This is a genomic window from Streptomyces sp. DSM 120436 (assembly GCF_055778765.1).
On record NZ_JBSKBS010000001.1, the window covers coordinates 3,045,017 to 3,061,111 of the forward strand.

Genomic DNA, 16,095 nt, shown 5'->3' on the forward strand with positions numbered 1-16,095 from the left:
GATGTTCATCCTCGGCATAGTCGTCTTCGCGGCCGGCCTGCTGTTCTCCATCGCCTGGCACGAGCTCGGACACCTGTCCACGGCCAAGATGTTCGGCATCCGCGTGCCGCAGTACATGGTCGGATTCGGCCCCACCCTGTGGTCGCGGCAGAAGGGCGAGACCGAGTACGGCGTCAAGGCGATCCCGTTCGGCGGCTACATCCGGATGATCGGCATGTTCCCGCCGGGCCCCGACGGCCGGCTGGAGGCCCGCTCCACCTCCCCGTGGCGCGGCATGATCGAGGACGCCCGCTCCGCGGCCTTCGAGGAACTGCGGCCCGGCGACGAGAAGCGCCTGTTCTACACGCGCAAGCCCTGGAAACGGGTCGTCGTCATGTTCGCCGGCCCGTTCATGAACCTGATCCTCGCGGTCGTGCTGTTCCTCACCGTGCTGATGGGCTTCGGCATCCAGCAGCAGACCACCACCGTCAGTTCGGTCTCCCGGTGCGTGATCTCGCAGAGCGAGAACCGCGACGACTGCGAGAGGTCCGACCCGCAGTCCCCGGCCGCCGCGGCCGGCATGAAGGCCAAGGACAGGATCGTCTCCTTCGACGGAGTGCGGACCGACGACTGGGGCACCCTGTCCGACCTCATCCGGGACAGCGCCGGCAAGAGCGTGCCGATCGTCGTCGAACGCGACGGCGAGGAAGTGACGCTGCGGGCCACCATCGCCACCAACATGGTCGCCAAGAAGGACGGCAACGGCGCCTACGTCGAAGGCGAGTACGTCAAGGCCGGCTTCCTCGGCTTCAGCGCCGCCACCGGGGTCGTCAAACAGGACTTCGGCGAGTCCGTGACCTGGATGACCGACCGGGTCGGCGACGCGGTCGACTCCCTCGCCGCCCTGCCCTCGAAGGTCCCCGCCCTGTGGGACGCGGCCTTCGGCGACGGACCGCGCGAACCCGACTCCCCGATGGGCGTCGTCGGCGCCGCCCGCGTCGGCGGGGAGATCGCCACGCTGGACATCCCCGCCTCGCAGCAGCTCGCGATGTTCGTGATGCTCCTCGCGGGCTTCAACCTCTCCCTGTTCCTGTTCAACATGCTCCCGCTGCTGCCGCTCGACGGCGGACACATCGCGGGCGCGCTGTGGGAGTCGCTGCGCCGCAACCTCGCCCGGGTGCTGCGCCGCCCCGACCCGGGCCCCTTCGACGTGGCGAAGCTGATGCCCGTCGCCTACGTGGTGGCGGGGATCTTCGTCTGCTTCACGATCCTCGTCCTGATCGCGGACGTGGTGAACCCGGTGCGCATCTCCTGACCGTTCCGCACCACGCCACCCGCCGTTCACGACGGCCCGCGGCCCCGGGGCCACGGGCCGTCGCCCTTCGGGCGGGTTCACGGACGCGATGTGCTCGAGCATCGGCCGTTGCCGTAATCTCGGAGCCCGGAGCCCGCTGCTCACGGGGAGCCGGACCTTGATCCACGACTTGGGGTTGCACAGCAGATGACTGCGATTTCTCTCGGCATGCCGTCCGTCCCGACCACGCTCGCCGTGCGGCGGAAGAGCCGGCAGATCCAGGTCGGGTCGGTGGCGGTGGGCGGGAACGCGCCGGTGTCGGTGCAGTCGATGACCACCACGCGCACGTCGGACATCGGCGCCACGCTGCAGCAGATCGCGGAGCTGACCGCGTCGGGCTGCCAGATCGTGCGGGTGGCCTGCCCGACGCAGGACGACGCGGACGCGCTGCCGGTGATCGCGCGGAAGTCGCAGATCCCGGTGATCGCCGACATCCACTTCCAGCCGAAGTACGTGTTCGCCGCGATCGAGGCGGGCTGCGCGGCGGTGCGGGTGAACCCGGGCAACATCAAGAAGTTCGACGACCAGGTCAAGGAGATCGCCAGGGCGGCGAAGGACCACGGCACGCCGATCCGGATCGGGGTGAACGCGGGGTCGCTGGACCGGCGGCTGCTGCAGAAGTACGGCAGGGCCACCCCGGAGGCGCTGGCGGAGTCGGCGCTGTGGGAGGCGTCGCTGTTCGAGGAGCACGGCTTCCGCGACATCAAGATCTCGGTCAAGCACAACGACCCGGTGGTGATGGTCGAGGCCTACCGGCAGCTCGCCGAGCAGTGCGACTATCCGCTGCACCTGGGGGTGACCGAGGCCGGTCCGGCCTTCCAGGGCACGATCAAGTCGGCCGTGGCGTTCGGTGCGCTGCTGTCGCAGGGCATCGGCGACACCATCCGGGTGTCGTTGTCGGCGCCGCCGGTGGAGGAGATCAAGGTCGGCATCCAGATCCTGGAGTCGCTGAATCTGCGGCAGCGTGGGCTGGAGATCGTGTCGTGTCCGTCGTGCGGGCGGGCGCAGGTGGATGTGTACAAGCTGGCGGAGGAGGTCACCGCGGGGCTGACGGGCATGGAGGTGCCGTTGCGGGTCGCGGTGATGGGCTGTGTGGTGAACGGTCCCGGTGAGGCGCGTGAGGCGGACCTGGGTGTGGCCTCGGGCAACGGCAAGGGGCAGATCTTCGTGAAGGGCGAGGTCATCAAGACCGTGCCGGAGTCGAAGATCGTGGAGACGCTGATCGAGGAGGCGATGAAGATCGCCGAACAGATGGAGAAGGACGGTGTGGCCTCCGGCGAGCCGCAGGTCGCGGTGGCCGGCTGACCGGACCCTCACGGCACCCGCGGGAACCGGGGGCGGCAGCCCCCGGCATCCGCGGGTACAGTGCGGAAATCAGGCAGAACCCTTTTGTGTGAGGCCCCGCACGTGTTGACGCAGACCACTTCCCGGGTCCTCGAACCGGACGACCTGGACGCCGCACTCGCCGTGCTCGACCGCGACCCGGTCGCGAACGCCTTCGTGACCGCGCGCGTGCGGATCGCCGGCCTCGACCCCTGGCGGCTCGGCGGCGAGATGTGGGGCTGGTACGAGGACGGCATCCTGACGTCGATGTGCTACGCGGGCGCCAACCTCGTCCCCATCTGCGCCACCCCCCGCGCCGTCCGCGCCTTCGCCGACCGCGCCCGCCGCGCAGGCCGCCGCTGCTCCTCGATCGTCGGCCCGGCCGAACCCACCGCCGCCCTCTGGCGGCTGCTCGAACCCCAGTGGGGCCCCGCCCGCGAGGTCCGCGCCCGCCAGCCGCTGCTGGTCGCCGACCGCATGCCCGACACCGTGAAGCCCGACCCGTACGTCCGCCGCGTCCGCAAGGACGAACTGGAGACGATCATGCCGGCGTGCGTGGCGATGTTCACCGAGGAGGTCGGCGTCTCCCCGCTGGCCGGCGACGGCGGCCTGCTCTACCAGGCCCGGGTCGCCGAACTGGTCGGCTCCGGCCGCTCCTTCGCCCGCTTCGACGCCGACGGCAACGTCGTCTTCAAGGCGGAGATCGGCGCCGCCACCGACCGCGCCTGCCAGATCCAGGGCGTCTGGGTCGCCCCCGAGCACCGCGGGACGGGCATCGCCGCCCCCGGCATGGCCGCCGTCCTGCGCTACGCCCTCGCCGACGTCGCCCCCGTGGTGAGCCTCTACGTCAACGACTTCAACACGCCCGCCCGCCGCACGTACGCCACAGTGGGCTTCCGCGAGATCGGCGCCTTCATGAGCGTGCTGTTCTGACGGGCGCGTCCCTGTAGTCTCCCCGGCATGCTGCGCTTTCCCGGTCATGGCCGCCCCGAGCCCGACGACATCGTGATCGGCCCCCTCGACCTCCCCGGCCACGTCGACGAGGCGCTCGCCGTCCAGGCGGTGGCGTTCGGGCTCGGCCCCGACGAGGTGGCCGTACGCCGGCAGATCGTGCTGCGCCACATGACCTTCCCCGGCGCCCGGGCCTACGGCGCCACCGTCGGGGGGCGTCTGGTCGGTTTCGTCTACGGCATGCCGAACCAGCGCAGCCACTGGTGGTCCACCGTCGTCGAGCCGTACCTGCGCGCCCGGGGCCACGACGACTGGCTCGACGACTCCTTCGTCATCACCGAGCTGCACGTCCACCCCCGGCACCAGAAGCACGGCATCGGCCGCGCCCTGATCACCACGATCACCGACGGCGCCGAACAGCCCCGCTCGCTCCTGTCCGCGCTCGACCTCGACAGCCCCGCCCGCCACCTGTACCGCTCGCTGGGCTACCAGGACCTCGCCCGGCAGGTCCACTTCCCCAGCGCCCCCACCCCGTACGCCGTCATGGGCGCCCCGCTGCCGCTGCCGCGCGCCTAACCGATTTCCGCCGCCCCGTCCCGCCCGGCTAACCTCCTGTCATCACCTTCCCCCACTCTCGGCCGGGTTCGAGCGGGGGGACCCCCAGCAGCAGGAGTACGAGAATCATGGCGAACGCACCGGTCCAGCGCATGTCCCAGTTGATGGCGAAGACGTTGCGCGACGACCCGGCCGACGCCGAGGTCCTCAGCCACAAGCTGCTGGTCCGCGCGGGCTACGTACGCCGCACCGCCGCCGGCATCTGGACGTGGCTGCCCCTCGGCAAGAAGGTGCTCGCCAACGTCGAGCGGGTCGTGCGCGAGGAGATGGACGCCATCGGCGCCCAGGAAGTGCTGCTCCCCGCCCTGCTGCCGCGCGAGCCCTACGACGCCACCGGCCGCTGGGACGAGTACGGCGCCGAGCTGTTCCGCCTCCAGGACCGCAAGGGCGGCGACTACCTCCTCGGACCCACGCACGAGGAGATCTTCACGCTGATGGTGAAGGACCAGGCGTCCTCCTACAAGGACCTGCCGGTGATCCTCTACCAGATCCAGACGAAGTTCCGCGACGAGGCCCGCCCCCGCGCCGGCATCCTGCGCGGCCGCGAGTTCCTGATGAAGGACTCCTACTCCTTCGACCTGGAGGACGAGGGCCTGGCCCGGTCGTACGCCCTGCACCGCCAGGCGTACCAGAGGATCTTCGAGCGCCTCGGCCTCGACTACCGCATCTGCGAGGCGACCGCCGGCGCCATGGGCGGCTCCAAGTCCGAGGAGTTCCTCGCGCCCGCCGAGGCCGGTGAGGACACCTTCGCCGACTGCCCCCACTGCGACTTCGCCGCGAACACCGAGGCCGTCTCGTACGAGCTGAAGCCGGTGGACGCGGCCGGGGCGCCGGCCGCCGAGGACATCCCCACGCCCGGCACCCCCACCATCGAGACCCTCGCCGCCCAGCTCGGCGTGCCCGCCTCGGCCACGCTGAAGAACCTGCTGGTCAAGGTCGACGGCGAGATCGTCGCCGTGGGCGTGCCCGGTGACCGCGAGGTCGACATGGGCAAGGTCGAGGCGCACTTCGCCCCGGCCGAGGTCGAGATGGTCACCGAGGCCGACTTCATCGCCCGCCCCGACCTGGTGCGCGGCTACGTCGGCCCGCAGGGCCTGGACAAGGTGACCTACATCGCCGACCCGCGCGTCGCGCCCGGCACCGCCTGGATCACGGGCGCCAACAAGGCCGACACCCACGCGAAGAACGTCGTCGCCGGACGGGACTTCGAGGTCGACGCGTACGTGGACGTGGTCGTCGTCGAGGAGGGCGACCCCTGCCCCAAGTGCGGCACCGGGCTGAAGCTCGACCGCGCCATCGAGATCGGCCACATCTTCCAGCTGGGCCGCAAGTACGCCGACGCCCTCAAGCTCGACGTCCTCGGCCAGAACGGCAAGCCGGTCCGCGTCACCATGGGGTCCTACGGCGTCGGCGTCTCCCGCGCGGTGGCGGCCCTCGCCGAGCAGACAGCCGACGACAAGGGCCTGTGCTGGCCGAAGGAGATCGCCCCGGCCGACGTCCACGTGGTCGCCGCCGGCAAGGCGTTGCAGACCGAGCTGGCGCTCGAGGTCTCCGAGAAGCTGTCCGCCGCGGGCGTCCGCGTCCTGGTCGACGACCGCGCGGGGGTCTCCCCGGGCGTGAAGTTCACCGACTCGGAGCTGATCGGCGTCCCGCAGATCCTGGTGGCGGGCCGCCGCTCCGCCGACCGCGTGCTGGAACTGAAGGACCGCCGCACCGGCGAACGCGAGGAACTGACGGTCGACGAGGCGATCGCCCGCCTGACCGCCCGCTAGACACACTTCCAGGGCCCGGGGTCGTCCCGGCCGCGGACGCGCTCGCCGTCCGCGGCCGGGACGACTCGTTCCACGGCGGCGTGGCGCCGCCGGTCCTCAGCGGGCCTCCGCCGTGAGCGGGCGGGACGCCCACTCGCCGCGGGGCGCCACGGCACCCGGCGCCGCGTCACCCCAGCGCGCCCGCGACGGCAGGCACGCGCCCGCCCGCGGTCCGGACTCCGGCGGCTTCACGGGCCGTGCCCCAGCCGCGCGCCGTCATCACGTCCGGCGTCCGGAACCGACGGATGGGGGGCCGGCCGGACACCCCCGCCCCCGCGCGTCGCTTCCGCCGCGTCCCGCCCGGTCGGCCCGGCGGCGCCTCCCGAACCGCCGCACTCGACGACGCCATCGCGACGGCGGGGCGCCCCGCCGGGGCATCGGACTCCCGCCCCGGAGCAGGAAGCGTCCCGAGAGGCTGCTCCCAGCGAGCCTCCACCCGGCTCCGCAGTCGGTCACGCCCCGCCAGGGCAAGGGCTGACTGCATACGGACCGCGCGCCCGCGACGCGGGGTGCGGGACAGCGTCCAGTCGCGCCGCACCGAACGACGGGCCGTCAGCGGTGTCGGCCGCCCCGGGTCCCGTGCGGCTTTCCCGGTCGGCCGAGCCCGCAGGGCGACGGCTGGGTGCGACGCGGGCGTGCCCCGGGAAGCCAGGGCGTGGAAGAACGCCTGGCCGCGCCGCCCCGACGGCGCCCCGCCATCGCCGTCGGCCGCCCCGGCGTCCCGCGGACGCGTCACGCCCTACAACCAACTCGCGAACTCCAGCAGCAGTTCCGCGTCCCGCTCGCGTCCCACCCGGCGGGCGCGGACGCCCGACTCGACCGCTCGGAACAGGGTCCAGCCGCGGAGACGGTCGCGGTCGACCTCCAGGGACTCCGCGAGGCGGCGTACGCGGCGGCGGGTCGTCGTCGCGCCCGAGGGCTGGGCGATCAGGTCCTCCACGCGGTCGCGGACCAGCCGCGCCAGGTCGAAGGCGTGCTCGCCGACCACCGGGTCGGGGCCCACCGCGAGCCACGGCATCCGGTCTCCGGCGAGCACCTTGCTCTGCCGGAACGTGCCGTGCAGCAGGCGGTGTTCCGGCGGTGAGGCCAGCAGTTCCTCGCGGGCCGACAGCGCCGCGTCCACCAGTGGGGCCACCTCCGGAGCGGCGTCCGCGCCGGCCCGCATCGCCTTCGCCTGCCGGCCGGTGCGCTCGGCCACGGTCTCGAACACGTGGTCCTCCGGCGGGTCGACCCACAGCCTGCGCAGGGTGCCCGCCGCCTCCAGCAGCGCCTTCGCCTCCGGGAGCGTCCGCACGGAGACGTCCGGGTGCAGCCGCTCCAGGAGCAGCACCCCTTCGACGCCCCCGGACGGTGGCTCCAGCAACTGCACCGCACCCAGGCCGCCCCAGTGGGCCAGCGCGACGCGCTCGCTCTCCGGGCGTGCCCGGGGCGGCGCCAGCTTCAGCACGGCGGGCGTGCCGTCGGCCGTGCGGACGAGCACCACCAGGCTGCTGCGCCCGCCCGGAAGCTGCACCCGCTCCACCGTCAACTCGCGCCGTCCGACGGCCTCACGCGCCAGTCGGGGCAGCTCCTCCAGCCAGTCGTCACCCTCGGGCGCCGTCTCACCGAGCGCCCTCACCAGACGCCGCGGCGGTTCGAATGCCATGCGCGAGTCGTTCCCTTCCTGCTGTCACACGGTGCCGGTGCCCCCCGTCATGTCATGGCGTCGGCGCCGGGCCGCCCGAAGCCGTACCGCTCCGCTCGGCGAGCCCAGGGAAGGCTACGCTCTCCCCGCTCCAGCGCGCGGACCGCACCGCCGCCTCCCGCATCGCCTCGGCCGCCGACCTGCGCCGTTCGCCGCCGCTCGACCGCACCAGGTCGGCGTAGACGCCCGCCACGCGGTTCTCCAGCTCCGCCGCCAGCCGCACCGCGGCGGCCGCGTCCGGCACCGGGAACGGCAGCGCGTACCCCGCCGCGGCGGCCACCGGCGTACCCCCGGCGTCCTTCACGGCGCGCACCAGCGCGTCCCTGCGGGCCCGGTGCGCGTCGTACGCCGTCCGTGCCTCCGTGCGCCGCCGCTCGCCGATCCGCCCGCCGACCACGCCGTAGCCGTACACCGCCGCGTGCTCCGCGGCCAGCGCGGCCTGCAGCGCCCGCACCTCCTCGACCTGCGCGTCACTCACCGTCGGGCCTCCGTCAGCAGGTACACGTGCGCCGCCCCGGACGCCGACACCGAGGCCAGCAGGCGGGCCAGCTCGGCCGGCGCGGTCAGCAGCTCCTCGGTCCGGCGGTCGGCGATCTCCCGTTCCGCGGCGGCGAGCTGGGCGAGCGCGTCCTTCTCGTCCGCGGGCACCCCGGCCGGTGACGGAGCCGACGTCGGCGCGGCAGCCGCGGTCGCCCCGGCCGAGGGAGCGGACGACGGCGAGGGCGAGCCCGCCGCGCCCGCCTCGAACGCCTCCGCGTGCCGCACCACGTCCGCCCGCAGCGGCCGCAGACGCTCCGCCAGCTTCGGATGCGCGGCGGCGACCGCGTCGTACCGCGCGGCCAGCGCCCGGCTGTCCCGGGCCGCGCGCGCCCGGGTCCGCTCGGCGGCCGAGGGCCGCGCGGCGGCGCCGCCCGGGTCGCCGGAACCGGTGGAACAGCCCGCCACCAGCAGGGCCGTCGGCGCGGCGGCGAGCAGACTCCTTCTGGGCGGCCCCGAGCGGGCGCGCGGGGACAGGGGGAACGACACGACAGGCGTCCTCGGGGGCTCGTGACGAACGGGGCGGGAACAGGAGAGCGGGCGGGGCCCGCGATCACGGTACCCGCAGGCCCGTCCGGCGCCGGTCAGCGGCACCCTCGGCGACCGGGTGGCCAAGGGTGGACGGCAACACCCCTTGCGACCGGATACCCTTTGTGCAGACACGCGCACCGTCCCACAACAGCACACGCGGCCGAGGAGTCACCCGGATGAGCACCACCCAGAGCGAGAGGCTTCGAGAACTTCTGGAACCGCTCGTCAGCTCCCAGGGCCTGGATCTCGAAGAGATCGCCGTCGACGCGGTCGGCCGCAAGCGTGTGCTGCGCGTCGTCGTCGACTCCGACACCGGGGCCGACCTCGACCGGATCGCCGATGTGAGCCGCGCGCTCTCGGCGAAGCTCGACGAGACCGACGCGATGGGCAGCGCGGAGTACACCCTCGAGGTCGGCACCCCCGGTGCGGAGCGCCTGCTGACCGAGCACCGTCACTTCGTGCGCGCCACCGGCCGCCTGGTGCGGTTCCAGCTCGCCGAGGGCGGCGAGCTGGTCGCCCGCATCCTCGCGGCCGACGACGAGGGCCTCGACCTCGAGGTGCCCGGGGTCAAGGGCCGCAAGGCCACCGCGCGCCGACTCGCCTTCGACGACATCGCCAGGGCGCGCGTCCAGGTCGAGTTCAACCGCAAGGACGACGCGTCCGACAAGAACGACAAGAAGGAAGAGGAGGCGTAGCCGTGGACATCGACATGAGCGCCCTGCGGGGCTTGGTACGGGAGAAGGAGATCTCCTTCGACCTGCTGGTCGAGGCGATCGAGTCGGCCCTCCTCATCGCCTACCACCGCACCGAGGGAAGCCGCCGGCGCGCGCGCGTGGAGCTCGACCGGAAGACCGGACACGTGACCGTGTGGGCGAAGGAGGACCCCGACGACCTCGAGGAGGGCCAGGAGCCCCGCGAGTTCGACGACACCCCGTCCGGTTTCGGCCGCATCGCCGCCACCACGGCCAAGCAGGTCATCCTGCAGCGCCTGCGCGACGCCGAGGACGACGCCACGCTCGGCGAGTACGCCGGCCGTGAGGGCGACATCGTCACCGGCGTGGTCCAGCAGGGCCGCGACCCGAAGAACGTGCTGGTGGACATCGGCAAGCTGGAGGCCATCCTGCCGGTGCAGGAGCAGGTCCCCGGCGAGTCCTACCCGCACGGCACGCGCCTGCGGTCGTACGTCGTCCGGGTGGCCAAGGGGGTGCGCGGTCCGTCCGTCACCCTTTCGCGCACGCATCCCAGTCTGGTGAAGAAGCTGTTCGCCCTCGAGGTGCCGGAGATCGCCGACGGCTCCGTGGAGATCGCCGCGATCGCCCGTGAGGCGGGTCACCGCACCAAGATCGCCGTGCGCTCCACCCGCTCCGGACTGAACGCCAAGGGCGCCTGCATCGGCCCCATGGGCGGTCGTGTGCGCAACGTCATGGCGGAGCTGAACGGCGAGAAGATCGACATCGTCGACTGGTCCGACGACCCGGCCGAGATGGTGGCGAACGCCCTGTCCCCGGCCCGCGTCTCCAAGGTGGACGTCGTCGACCTGGCCGCCCGGTCCGCCCGGGTCACCGTGCCGGACTACCAGCTCTCGCTGGCCATCGGCAAGGAGGGGCAGAACGCCCGTCTGGCCGCCCGGCTGACCGGCTGGAGGATCGACATCCGGCCGGACACGGAACAGACCGGGGAATAGATCCAGGCCGCGATGGGCTGAGATCACGACAGCTTTGCTCGTGGCGGTGTTCGATTCTTGCCCCGGAGGGGTGAGGTCGGTCCGGGGAGGTAGACTAGGGAGTGTCTGGCCGGACACAGGCTGGCGTGTGCCCCGAGCGCATGTGCGTGGGGTGCCGCGAGCGAGCGGTCAAGGGCGAGCTGCTGCGGATCGTGGTGATCGAGGACGTGTGCGTCCCGGATCCACGCGGTACGCTGCCCGGCCGGGGTGCGTATGTGCATCCCGTACCGGTCTGTCTCGACCAGGCGGTGCGCCGCAGGGCGTTCCCGCGGGCGTTCCGCGTCCCGGGACCGCTCGACGTAAAGGCGTTGCGCCACTACGTCGAGCAGGCACAGAGTTGCCGATCAGCGGCTGACACGTCCGCTGGACAGGCGACACGGTAAGAACTCGCCGTACGGAAACCCCCGTGCGGCCTGGTACCTCGCGAGTCGAAAGCAGGTCGAGATTGCGATGAGCACTCGATGAGTACGCGATGAGTACGCCCATGAACTAGCGACGGTCCGGACGCAACCCGGACCTCAAAGGAGCGAAGTGGCTAAGGTCCGGGTCTACGAACTCGCCAAGGAGTTCGGTGTGGAGAGCAAGGTCGTCATGGCCAAGCTCCAGGAACTCGGTGAATTCGTCCGTTCGGCGTCTTCGACGATCGAAGCGCCCGTAGTACGCAAGCTGACAGACGCCTTCCAGCAGGGCGGGGGCAACGGCAGGTCCGCCGCGAAGCCCGGCGCCCCGAAGAAGGCCGCCCCGAAGCCCGCGCCGTCCCCGGCGCAGGCCGGAGGCTCCTCCCGCGCCGCTGGAGCGGCGGGGGACCGTCCGGCCGCCCCGAAGCCGTCGGCCGCCCCCAAGCCCGCCGCGGCCCAGCCGCCGGCGGCTCCGTCGGCGCCCGCGCCGGCTCCCGGTCCGCGTCCGACCCCGGGCCCGCGCCCCGCGCCGCGTCCGGCTCCGGCCGCTCCGGAGTTCCAGGCCCCGCCCGCGGCGTCCCCGGCTCAGTCCGGTCCGAAGCCCGGCGCGCGTCCCGGCGCTCCCAAGCCCGGCGGCCGTCCCGCCGGTCAGGGTCAGGGCGGCCAGGGCCGTCCGGCCGGCCAGGGCCAGCGTCCCGGCGGCGGTGCTCCTCGTCCGGGCGCCCGTCCGGCAGGTCCGCGCCCCGGCAACAACCCGTTCACCTCCGGTGGCTCCACCGGCATGGCCCGTCCGCAGGCTCCGCGCCCGCAGGGTCAGCGTCCCGGTCCCGGCGCCCCCGGCGCGGGTCCCCGTCCCCAGGCCCCCGGCCAGGGCGGCGGTCCGCGTCCGCAGGCTCCGGGCGGTCCGCGTCCCACCCCGGGCTCGATGCCGCGTCCGCAGGGCGGTCCCCGTCCCGGCGGCGGCCCCGCGGGTCCGCGTCCGAACCCCGGCATGATGCCGCAGCGTCCCGCTGCCGGCCCGCGTCCCGGCCCCGGCGGCCGTGGTCCGGGCGGTGCGGGCCGTCCCGGCGGTGCCGGTCGTCCCGGCGGCGGTGGCGGCTTCGCCGGCCGTCCCGGCGGCGGTGGCGGTGCCGGTCGTCCCGGCGGCGGTGGCGGCTTCGCCGGCCGTCCCGGCGGTGGCGGCGGCTTCGCCGGCGGCGGTGGCCGTCCTGGCTTCGGCGGCCGTCCCGGCGGTCCCGGTGGCCGCGGTGGCACGCAGGGCGCCTTCGGCCGTCCCGGCGGTCCCGCGCGTCGCGGCCGCAAGTCGAAGCGGCAGAGGCGCCAGGAGTACGAGGCCATGCAGGCCCCGTCGGTCGGCGGCGTGATGCTGCCCCGCGGCAACGGCGAGGCCATTCGCCTGTCGCGCGGTGCGTCGCTCACCGACTTCGCGGAGAAGATCAACGCCAACCCGGCGTCGCTCGTCGCGGTCATGATGAACCTGGGCGAGATGGTCACCGCGACCCAGTCCGTCTCCGACGAGACGCTCCAGCTCCTCGCGGACGAGATGAACTACACCGTTCAGATCGTCAGCCCGGAGGAGGAGGACCGCGAGCTGCTCGAGTCCTTCGACCTGGAGTTCGGCGAGGACGAGGGCGACGAGGAGGACCTGGTGGTCCGTCCGCCGGTCGTCACCGTCATGGGTCACGTCGACCACGGCAAGACCCGCCTCCTCGACGCCATCCGCAAGACGAACGTCATCGCGGGCGAGGCCGGCGGCATCACCCAGCACATCGGTGCCTACCAGGTCGCGACCGAGGTCAACGAAGAAGAGCGCAAGATCACCTTCATCGACACCCCGGGTCACGAGGCGTTCACCGCCATGCGTGCCCGTGGTGCGCGCTCGACCGACATCGCGATCCTGGTCGTCGCGGCCAACGACGGCGTCATGCCGCAGACGGTCGAGGCGCTCAACCACGCGAAGGCGGCCGACGTGCCGATCGTCGTCGCGGTCAACAAGATCGACGTCGAGGGCGCGGACCCGACCAAGGTGCGCGGTCAGCTGACCGAGTACGGCCTGGTGGCCGAGGAGTACGGCGGCGACACCATGTTCGTCGACATCTCCGCCAAGCAGGGTCTGCACATCGACAGCCTCCTCGAGGCCGTCGTCCTCACCGCGGACGCCTCGCTCGACCTGCGGGCCAACCCGAAGCAGGACGCGCAGGGCATCTCGATCGAGTCCCGGCTCGACCGCGGCCGCGGCGCCGTGGCGACCGTCCTCGTCCAGCGAGGCACCCTGCGGGTCGGCGACACGATGGTGGTGGGCGACGCCTACGGCCGCGTGCGCGCCATGCTCGACGACAACGGCAACAACGTCGCCGAGGCCGGACCCTCGACGCCGGTCCAGGTCCTGGGCCTGACCAACGTCCCGGGTGCGGGCGACAACTTCATCGTGGTGGACGAGGACCGTACGGCCCGTCAGATCGCGGAGAAGCGCGCCGCCCGTGAGCGCAACGCCGCGTTCGCCAAGCGCACGCGCCGCGTGTCGCTGGAGGACCTGGACAAGGTGCTCAAGGCCGGCGAGGTCCAGCAGCTGAACCTGATCATCAAGGGTGACGCCTCCGGTTCGGTCGAGGCCCTCGAGTCCTCGCTGCTCCAGCTGGACGTCGGCGAAGAGGTCGACATCCGCGTCCTGCACCGCGGCGTCGGTGCGGTCACGGAGTCCGACATCGACCTGGCGATGGGCTCGGACGCCATCGTGATCGGCTTCAACGTCCGCGCGGCGGGCCGCGCGGCGCAGATGGCCGAGCGCGAGGGCGTGGACGTCCGGTACTACTCGGTCATCTACCAGGCGATCGAGGAGATCGAGGCGGCCCTCAAGGGCATGCTCAAGCCGGAGTACGAGGAGGTCGAGCTCGGCACGGCGGAGATCCGCGAGGTCTTCAAGTCGTCCAAGCTGGGCAACATCGCGGGTGTCATCATCCGCTCCGGCGAGGTCAAGCGGAACACCAAGGCGCGCCTCATCCGCGACGGCAAGGTGGTCGCGGAGAACCTCAACATCGAGGGTCTGCGTCGCTTCAAGGACGACGTCACCGAGATCCGCGAAGGCTTCGAGGGCGGTATCAACCTCGGAAACTTCAACGACATCAAGGTCGACGACGTCATCGCGACGTACGAGATGCGCGAGAAGCCGCGCGTCTGACCGCGGCAGCACGCGATCGGGGCCGGTCGGCGGGAGCGAATTTCCGTCGATCGGCCCCGGCCGTTGCGTGTACGGTTCCCGTACCGGCGCCGCTGCGGCGCCCTTTCCCGGGGTACCGGCTCCGTCCGGACCGGGGAGGCCCCTGATCCCGAGCCGGCGGGTCATCCGGATGCACACATGTATGTGGGGACTCTGTCCTTCGACCTGCTCCTCGGCGACGTCCACTCGCTCAAGGAGAAGCGCTCCGTCGTCCGCCCGATCGTCGCCGAACTGCAGCGGAAGTACGCGGTCAGCGCGGCGGAGACCGGGAACCAGAACCTGCACCGCAGGGCCGAGATCGGCCTCGCGGTGGTCTCCGGGGAATGGAGCCACCTCACCGACGTCCTCGACCGCTGCGAGCGGCTGGTCGCCGGGCGGCCCGAGGTGGAACTGCTCTCGGTTCGACGCAGGCTCCACAGCGACGAAGACTGAAGCAAGACGTTAAGCACTTAAGGAGACGGACCAGTGGCCGACAACGCGCGTGCCAAGAGGCTGGCGGACCTCATCCGAGAGGTGGTGGCCCAGAAGCTGCAGCGCGGGATCAAGGACCCGCGGCTCGGCTCGCACGTCACCATCACGGACACCCGGGTCACCGGTGACCTCAGGGAGGCGACCGTCTTCTACACGGTGTACGGGGACGACGAGGAGCGGAAGGCGGCCGCGGCCGGCCTGGAGTCCGCCAAGGGCGTGCTGCGCTCCGAGGTGGGCCGGGCGGCGGGCGTGAAGTTCACCCCGACCCTCACCTTCGTCATGGACGCCCTGCCGGACACCGCGCGCACCATCGAGGACCTCCTCGACAAGGCGCGCCAGTCCGACGCCAAGGTGCGCGAGGCGTCCGCGGGCGCCACGTACGCCGGCGAGGCCGACCCGTACCGCAAGCCGGAAGACGACGAGACGGACGACACCGCCGAATGACCCAGAAGCACACCACGCCCGACGGCCTTGTCATCGTCGACAAGCCGTCGGGCTTCACTTCGCACGACGTGGTCGCCAAGATGCGCGGCATCGCCCGCACCCGCCGGGTGGGCCACGCCGGCACGCTCGACCCGATGGCGACGGGCGTGCTCGTCCTCGGCATGGAGCGGGCGACCAAGCTCCTCGGCCACCTGGCGCTGACCGAGAAGGAGTACCTCGGCACGGTCCGGCTCGGCCAGACCACCGTCACCGACGACGCCGAGGGGGAGATCACCGCCTCCGCCGACGCCTCGAAGGTGACCCGCGAGGCCGTCGACGCGGGGGTCGCCGCCCTGACCGGCGACCTCATGCAGGTGCCGTCCAAGGTCAGCGCCATCAAGATCAACGGAGTGCGCTCCTACAAGCGCGCGCGGGAGGGCGAGGACTTCGACATCCCCGCCCGGCCGGTCACCGTCTCGTCGTTCTCCGTGTACGACGTCCGCGAGGCCGTCGCCGAGGACGGCACGCCGGTGCTGGACCTGGTGGTCTCGGTCGTCTGCTCCTCCGGCACGTACATCCGCGCCCTCGCCCGCGACCTGGGCGCGGGACTGGGCGTGGGCGGCCACCTGACCGCGCTGCGGCGCACCCGCGTCGGCCCGTACCGCCTGGACGCGGCGAAGACCCTGGACGAGCTCCAGGAGAAGCTGACGGTCATGCCGGTCGCCGAGGCCGCGGCGGCCGCGTTCCCCCGCTGGGACGTCGACGAACGCCGCGCCAAGCTGCTGACGAACGGCGTCCGCCTGGAGATGCCGGAGGAGTACGCCGGCAAGGGCGCGGTGGCGGTCTTCGGCCCCGGGGAGCGGTTCCTGGCGCTCGTGGAGGAACAGCGGGGGAAGGCCAAGAGCCTGGCGGTCTTCGCCGCGTGAGGACGGCCCCTCCGGGGGCCGCTTCCGTCGGGGCCGCCCGTGGAGCGGCGCGACACGGGGACGGGCGTGGCGCCGCTCCACGGTCCCCCTCGGTTCCCCCATCCCCAGGGTCTGTCCGGCCACCCCGTTCTGTTCACCCGCACGTGCGGGCG

15 protein-coding genes are annotated in these 16,095 nt (G+C 72.6%); 12 read left to right on the forward strand and 3 right to left on the reverse strand.

Annotation, left to right across the window (positions count from 1 at the left end; translation table 11 throughout):
* Position 1 precedes the first annotated feature (1 nt).
* The 5 genes from ACWH4W_RS13920 (at position 2) to ACWH4W_RS13940 (ending at position 5,994) form a co-directional block, all read left to right on the forward strand.
* A complete protein-coding gene (locus ACWH4W_RS13920) occupies positions 2–1,294 on the forward strand; it encodes a M50 family metallopeptidase (RefSeq protein WP_473077492.1) in 1,293 nt (430 codons plus the stop codon).
* A gap of 186 nt (positions 1,295–1,480) precedes the next feature.
* On the forward strand, positions 1,481–2,638 hold the full coding sequence (gene ispG, locus ACWH4W_RS13925) for a flavodoxin-dependent (E)-4-hydroxy-3-methylbut-2-enyl-diphosphate synthase (RefSeq protein WP_473076044.1): 1,158 nt from the start codon (positions 1,481–1,483) through the stop codon (positions 2,636–2,638).
* A 102-nt stretch (positions 2,639–2,740) separates the two neighbouring features.
* Positions 2,741–3,589, forward strand: coding sequence for a GNAT family N-acetyltransferase (locus tag ACWH4W_RS13930; RefSeq protein WP_473076045.1), 849 nt, complete (start codon positions 2,741–2,743; stop codon positions 3,587–3,589).
* A 27-nt stretch (positions 3,590–3,616) separates the two neighbouring features.
* On the forward strand, positions 3,617–4,183 hold the full coding sequence (locus ACWH4W_RS13935) for a GNAT family N-acetyltransferase (RefSeq protein ID WP_473076046.1): 567 nt from the start codon (positions 3,617–3,619) through the stop codon (positions 4,181–4,183).
* Between the two features lie 107 nt (positions 4,184–4,290).
* Positions 4,291–5,994, forward strand: coding sequence for a proline--tRNA ligase (locus ACWH4W_RS13940; RefSeq protein ID WP_473076047.1), 1,704 nt, complete (start codon positions 4,291–4,293; stop codon positions 5,992–5,994).
* Positions 5,995–6,772: 778 nt separating this feature from the next.
* On the opposite strand, the gene ACWH4W_RS13945 is transcribed toward ACWH4W_RS13940, so the two are convergent.
* The 3 genes from ACWH4W_RS13945 to ACWH4W_RS13955 are packed head-to-tail and all read right to left on the reverse strand — an operon-like array spanning position 6,773 to position 8,743.
* The gene (locus ACWH4W_RS13945; RefSeq protein ID WP_473076048.1) at positions 6,773–7,678 is read right to left on the reverse strand and encodes an aminoglycoside phosphotransferase family protein; all 906 of its coding nucleotides are present in this window, start codon (positions 7,676–7,678) and stop codon (positions 6,773–6,775) included.
* 52 nt (positions 7,679–7,730) lie between these two features.
* Positions 7,731–8,195, reverse strand: coding sequence for a ferritin-like domain-containing protein (locus ACWH4W_RS13950; RefSeq protein WP_473076049.1), 465 nt, complete (start codon positions 8,193–8,195; stop codon positions 7,731–7,733).
* Entirely contained in the window at positions 8,192–8,743 is a 552-nt protein-coding gene (locus ACWH4W_RS13955; protein ID WP_473076050.1) for a hypothetical protein, read from the reverse strand. The genes ACWH4W_RS13950 and ACWH4W_RS13955 overlap by 4 nt, the downstream gene beginning before the upstream one ends.
* A gap of 218 nt (positions 8,744–8,961) precedes the next feature.
* Here ACWH4W_RS13955 and rimP point away from each other — a divergent pair, with 218 nt between their 5' ends.
* The 7 genes from rimP to truB all read left to right on the forward strand — a co-directional run bounded on the left by rimP (position 8,962) and on the right by truB (position 15,943).
* The gene (gene rimP / locus ACWH4W_RS13960; RefSeq protein ID WP_473076051.1) at positions 8,962–9,480 is read left to right on the forward strand and encodes a ribosome maturation factor RimP; all 519 of its coding nucleotides are present in this window, start codon (positions 8,962–8,964) and stop codon (positions 9,478–9,480) included.
* Between the two features lie 2 nt (positions 9,481–9,482).
* Positions 9,483–10,469, forward strand: coding sequence for a transcription termination factor NusA (gene nusA / locus ACWH4W_RS13965; RefSeq protein ID WP_473076052.1), 987 nt, complete (start codon positions 9,483–9,485; stop codon positions 10,467–10,469).
* Between the two features lie 101 nt (positions 10,470–10,570).
* A complete protein-coding gene (locus tag ACWH4W_RS13970; protein ID WP_473076053.1) occupies positions 10,571–10,891 on the forward strand; it encodes a YlxR family protein in 321 nt (106 codons plus the stop codon).
* 148 nt (positions 10,892–11,039) lie between these two features.
* On the forward strand, positions 11,040–14,084 hold the full coding sequence (gene infB / locus ACWH4W_RS13975; protein WP_473076054.1) for a translation initiation factor IF-2: 3,045 nt from the start codon (positions 11,040–11,042) through the stop codon (positions 14,082–14,084).
* A gap of 177 nt (positions 14,085–14,261) precedes the next feature.
* Complete coding sequence (locus tag ACWH4W_RS13980) at positions 14,262–14,555, forward strand: DUF503 domain-containing protein (RefSeq protein ID WP_473076055.1); 294 nt, start codon at positions 14,262–14,264, stop codon at positions 14,553–14,555.
* A gap of 33 nt (positions 14,556–14,588) precedes the next feature.
* The gene (gene rbfA, locus ACWH4W_RS13985; protein WP_473076056.1) at positions 14,589–15,038 is read left to right on the forward strand and encodes a 30S ribosome-binding factor RbfA; all 450 of its coding nucleotides are present in this window, start codon (positions 14,589–14,591) and stop codon (positions 15,036–15,038) included.
* Positions 15,035–15,943, forward strand: a complete 909-nt coding sequence (gene truB / locus ACWH4W_RS13990) for a tRNA pseudouridine(55) synthase TruB (RefSeq protein WP_473076057.1) — start codon at positions 15,035–15,037, stop codon at positions 15,941–15,943. Before rbfA ends, truB begins: the two co-directional genes overlap by 4 nt.
* Positions 15,944–16,095: the final 152 nt, after the last annotated feature.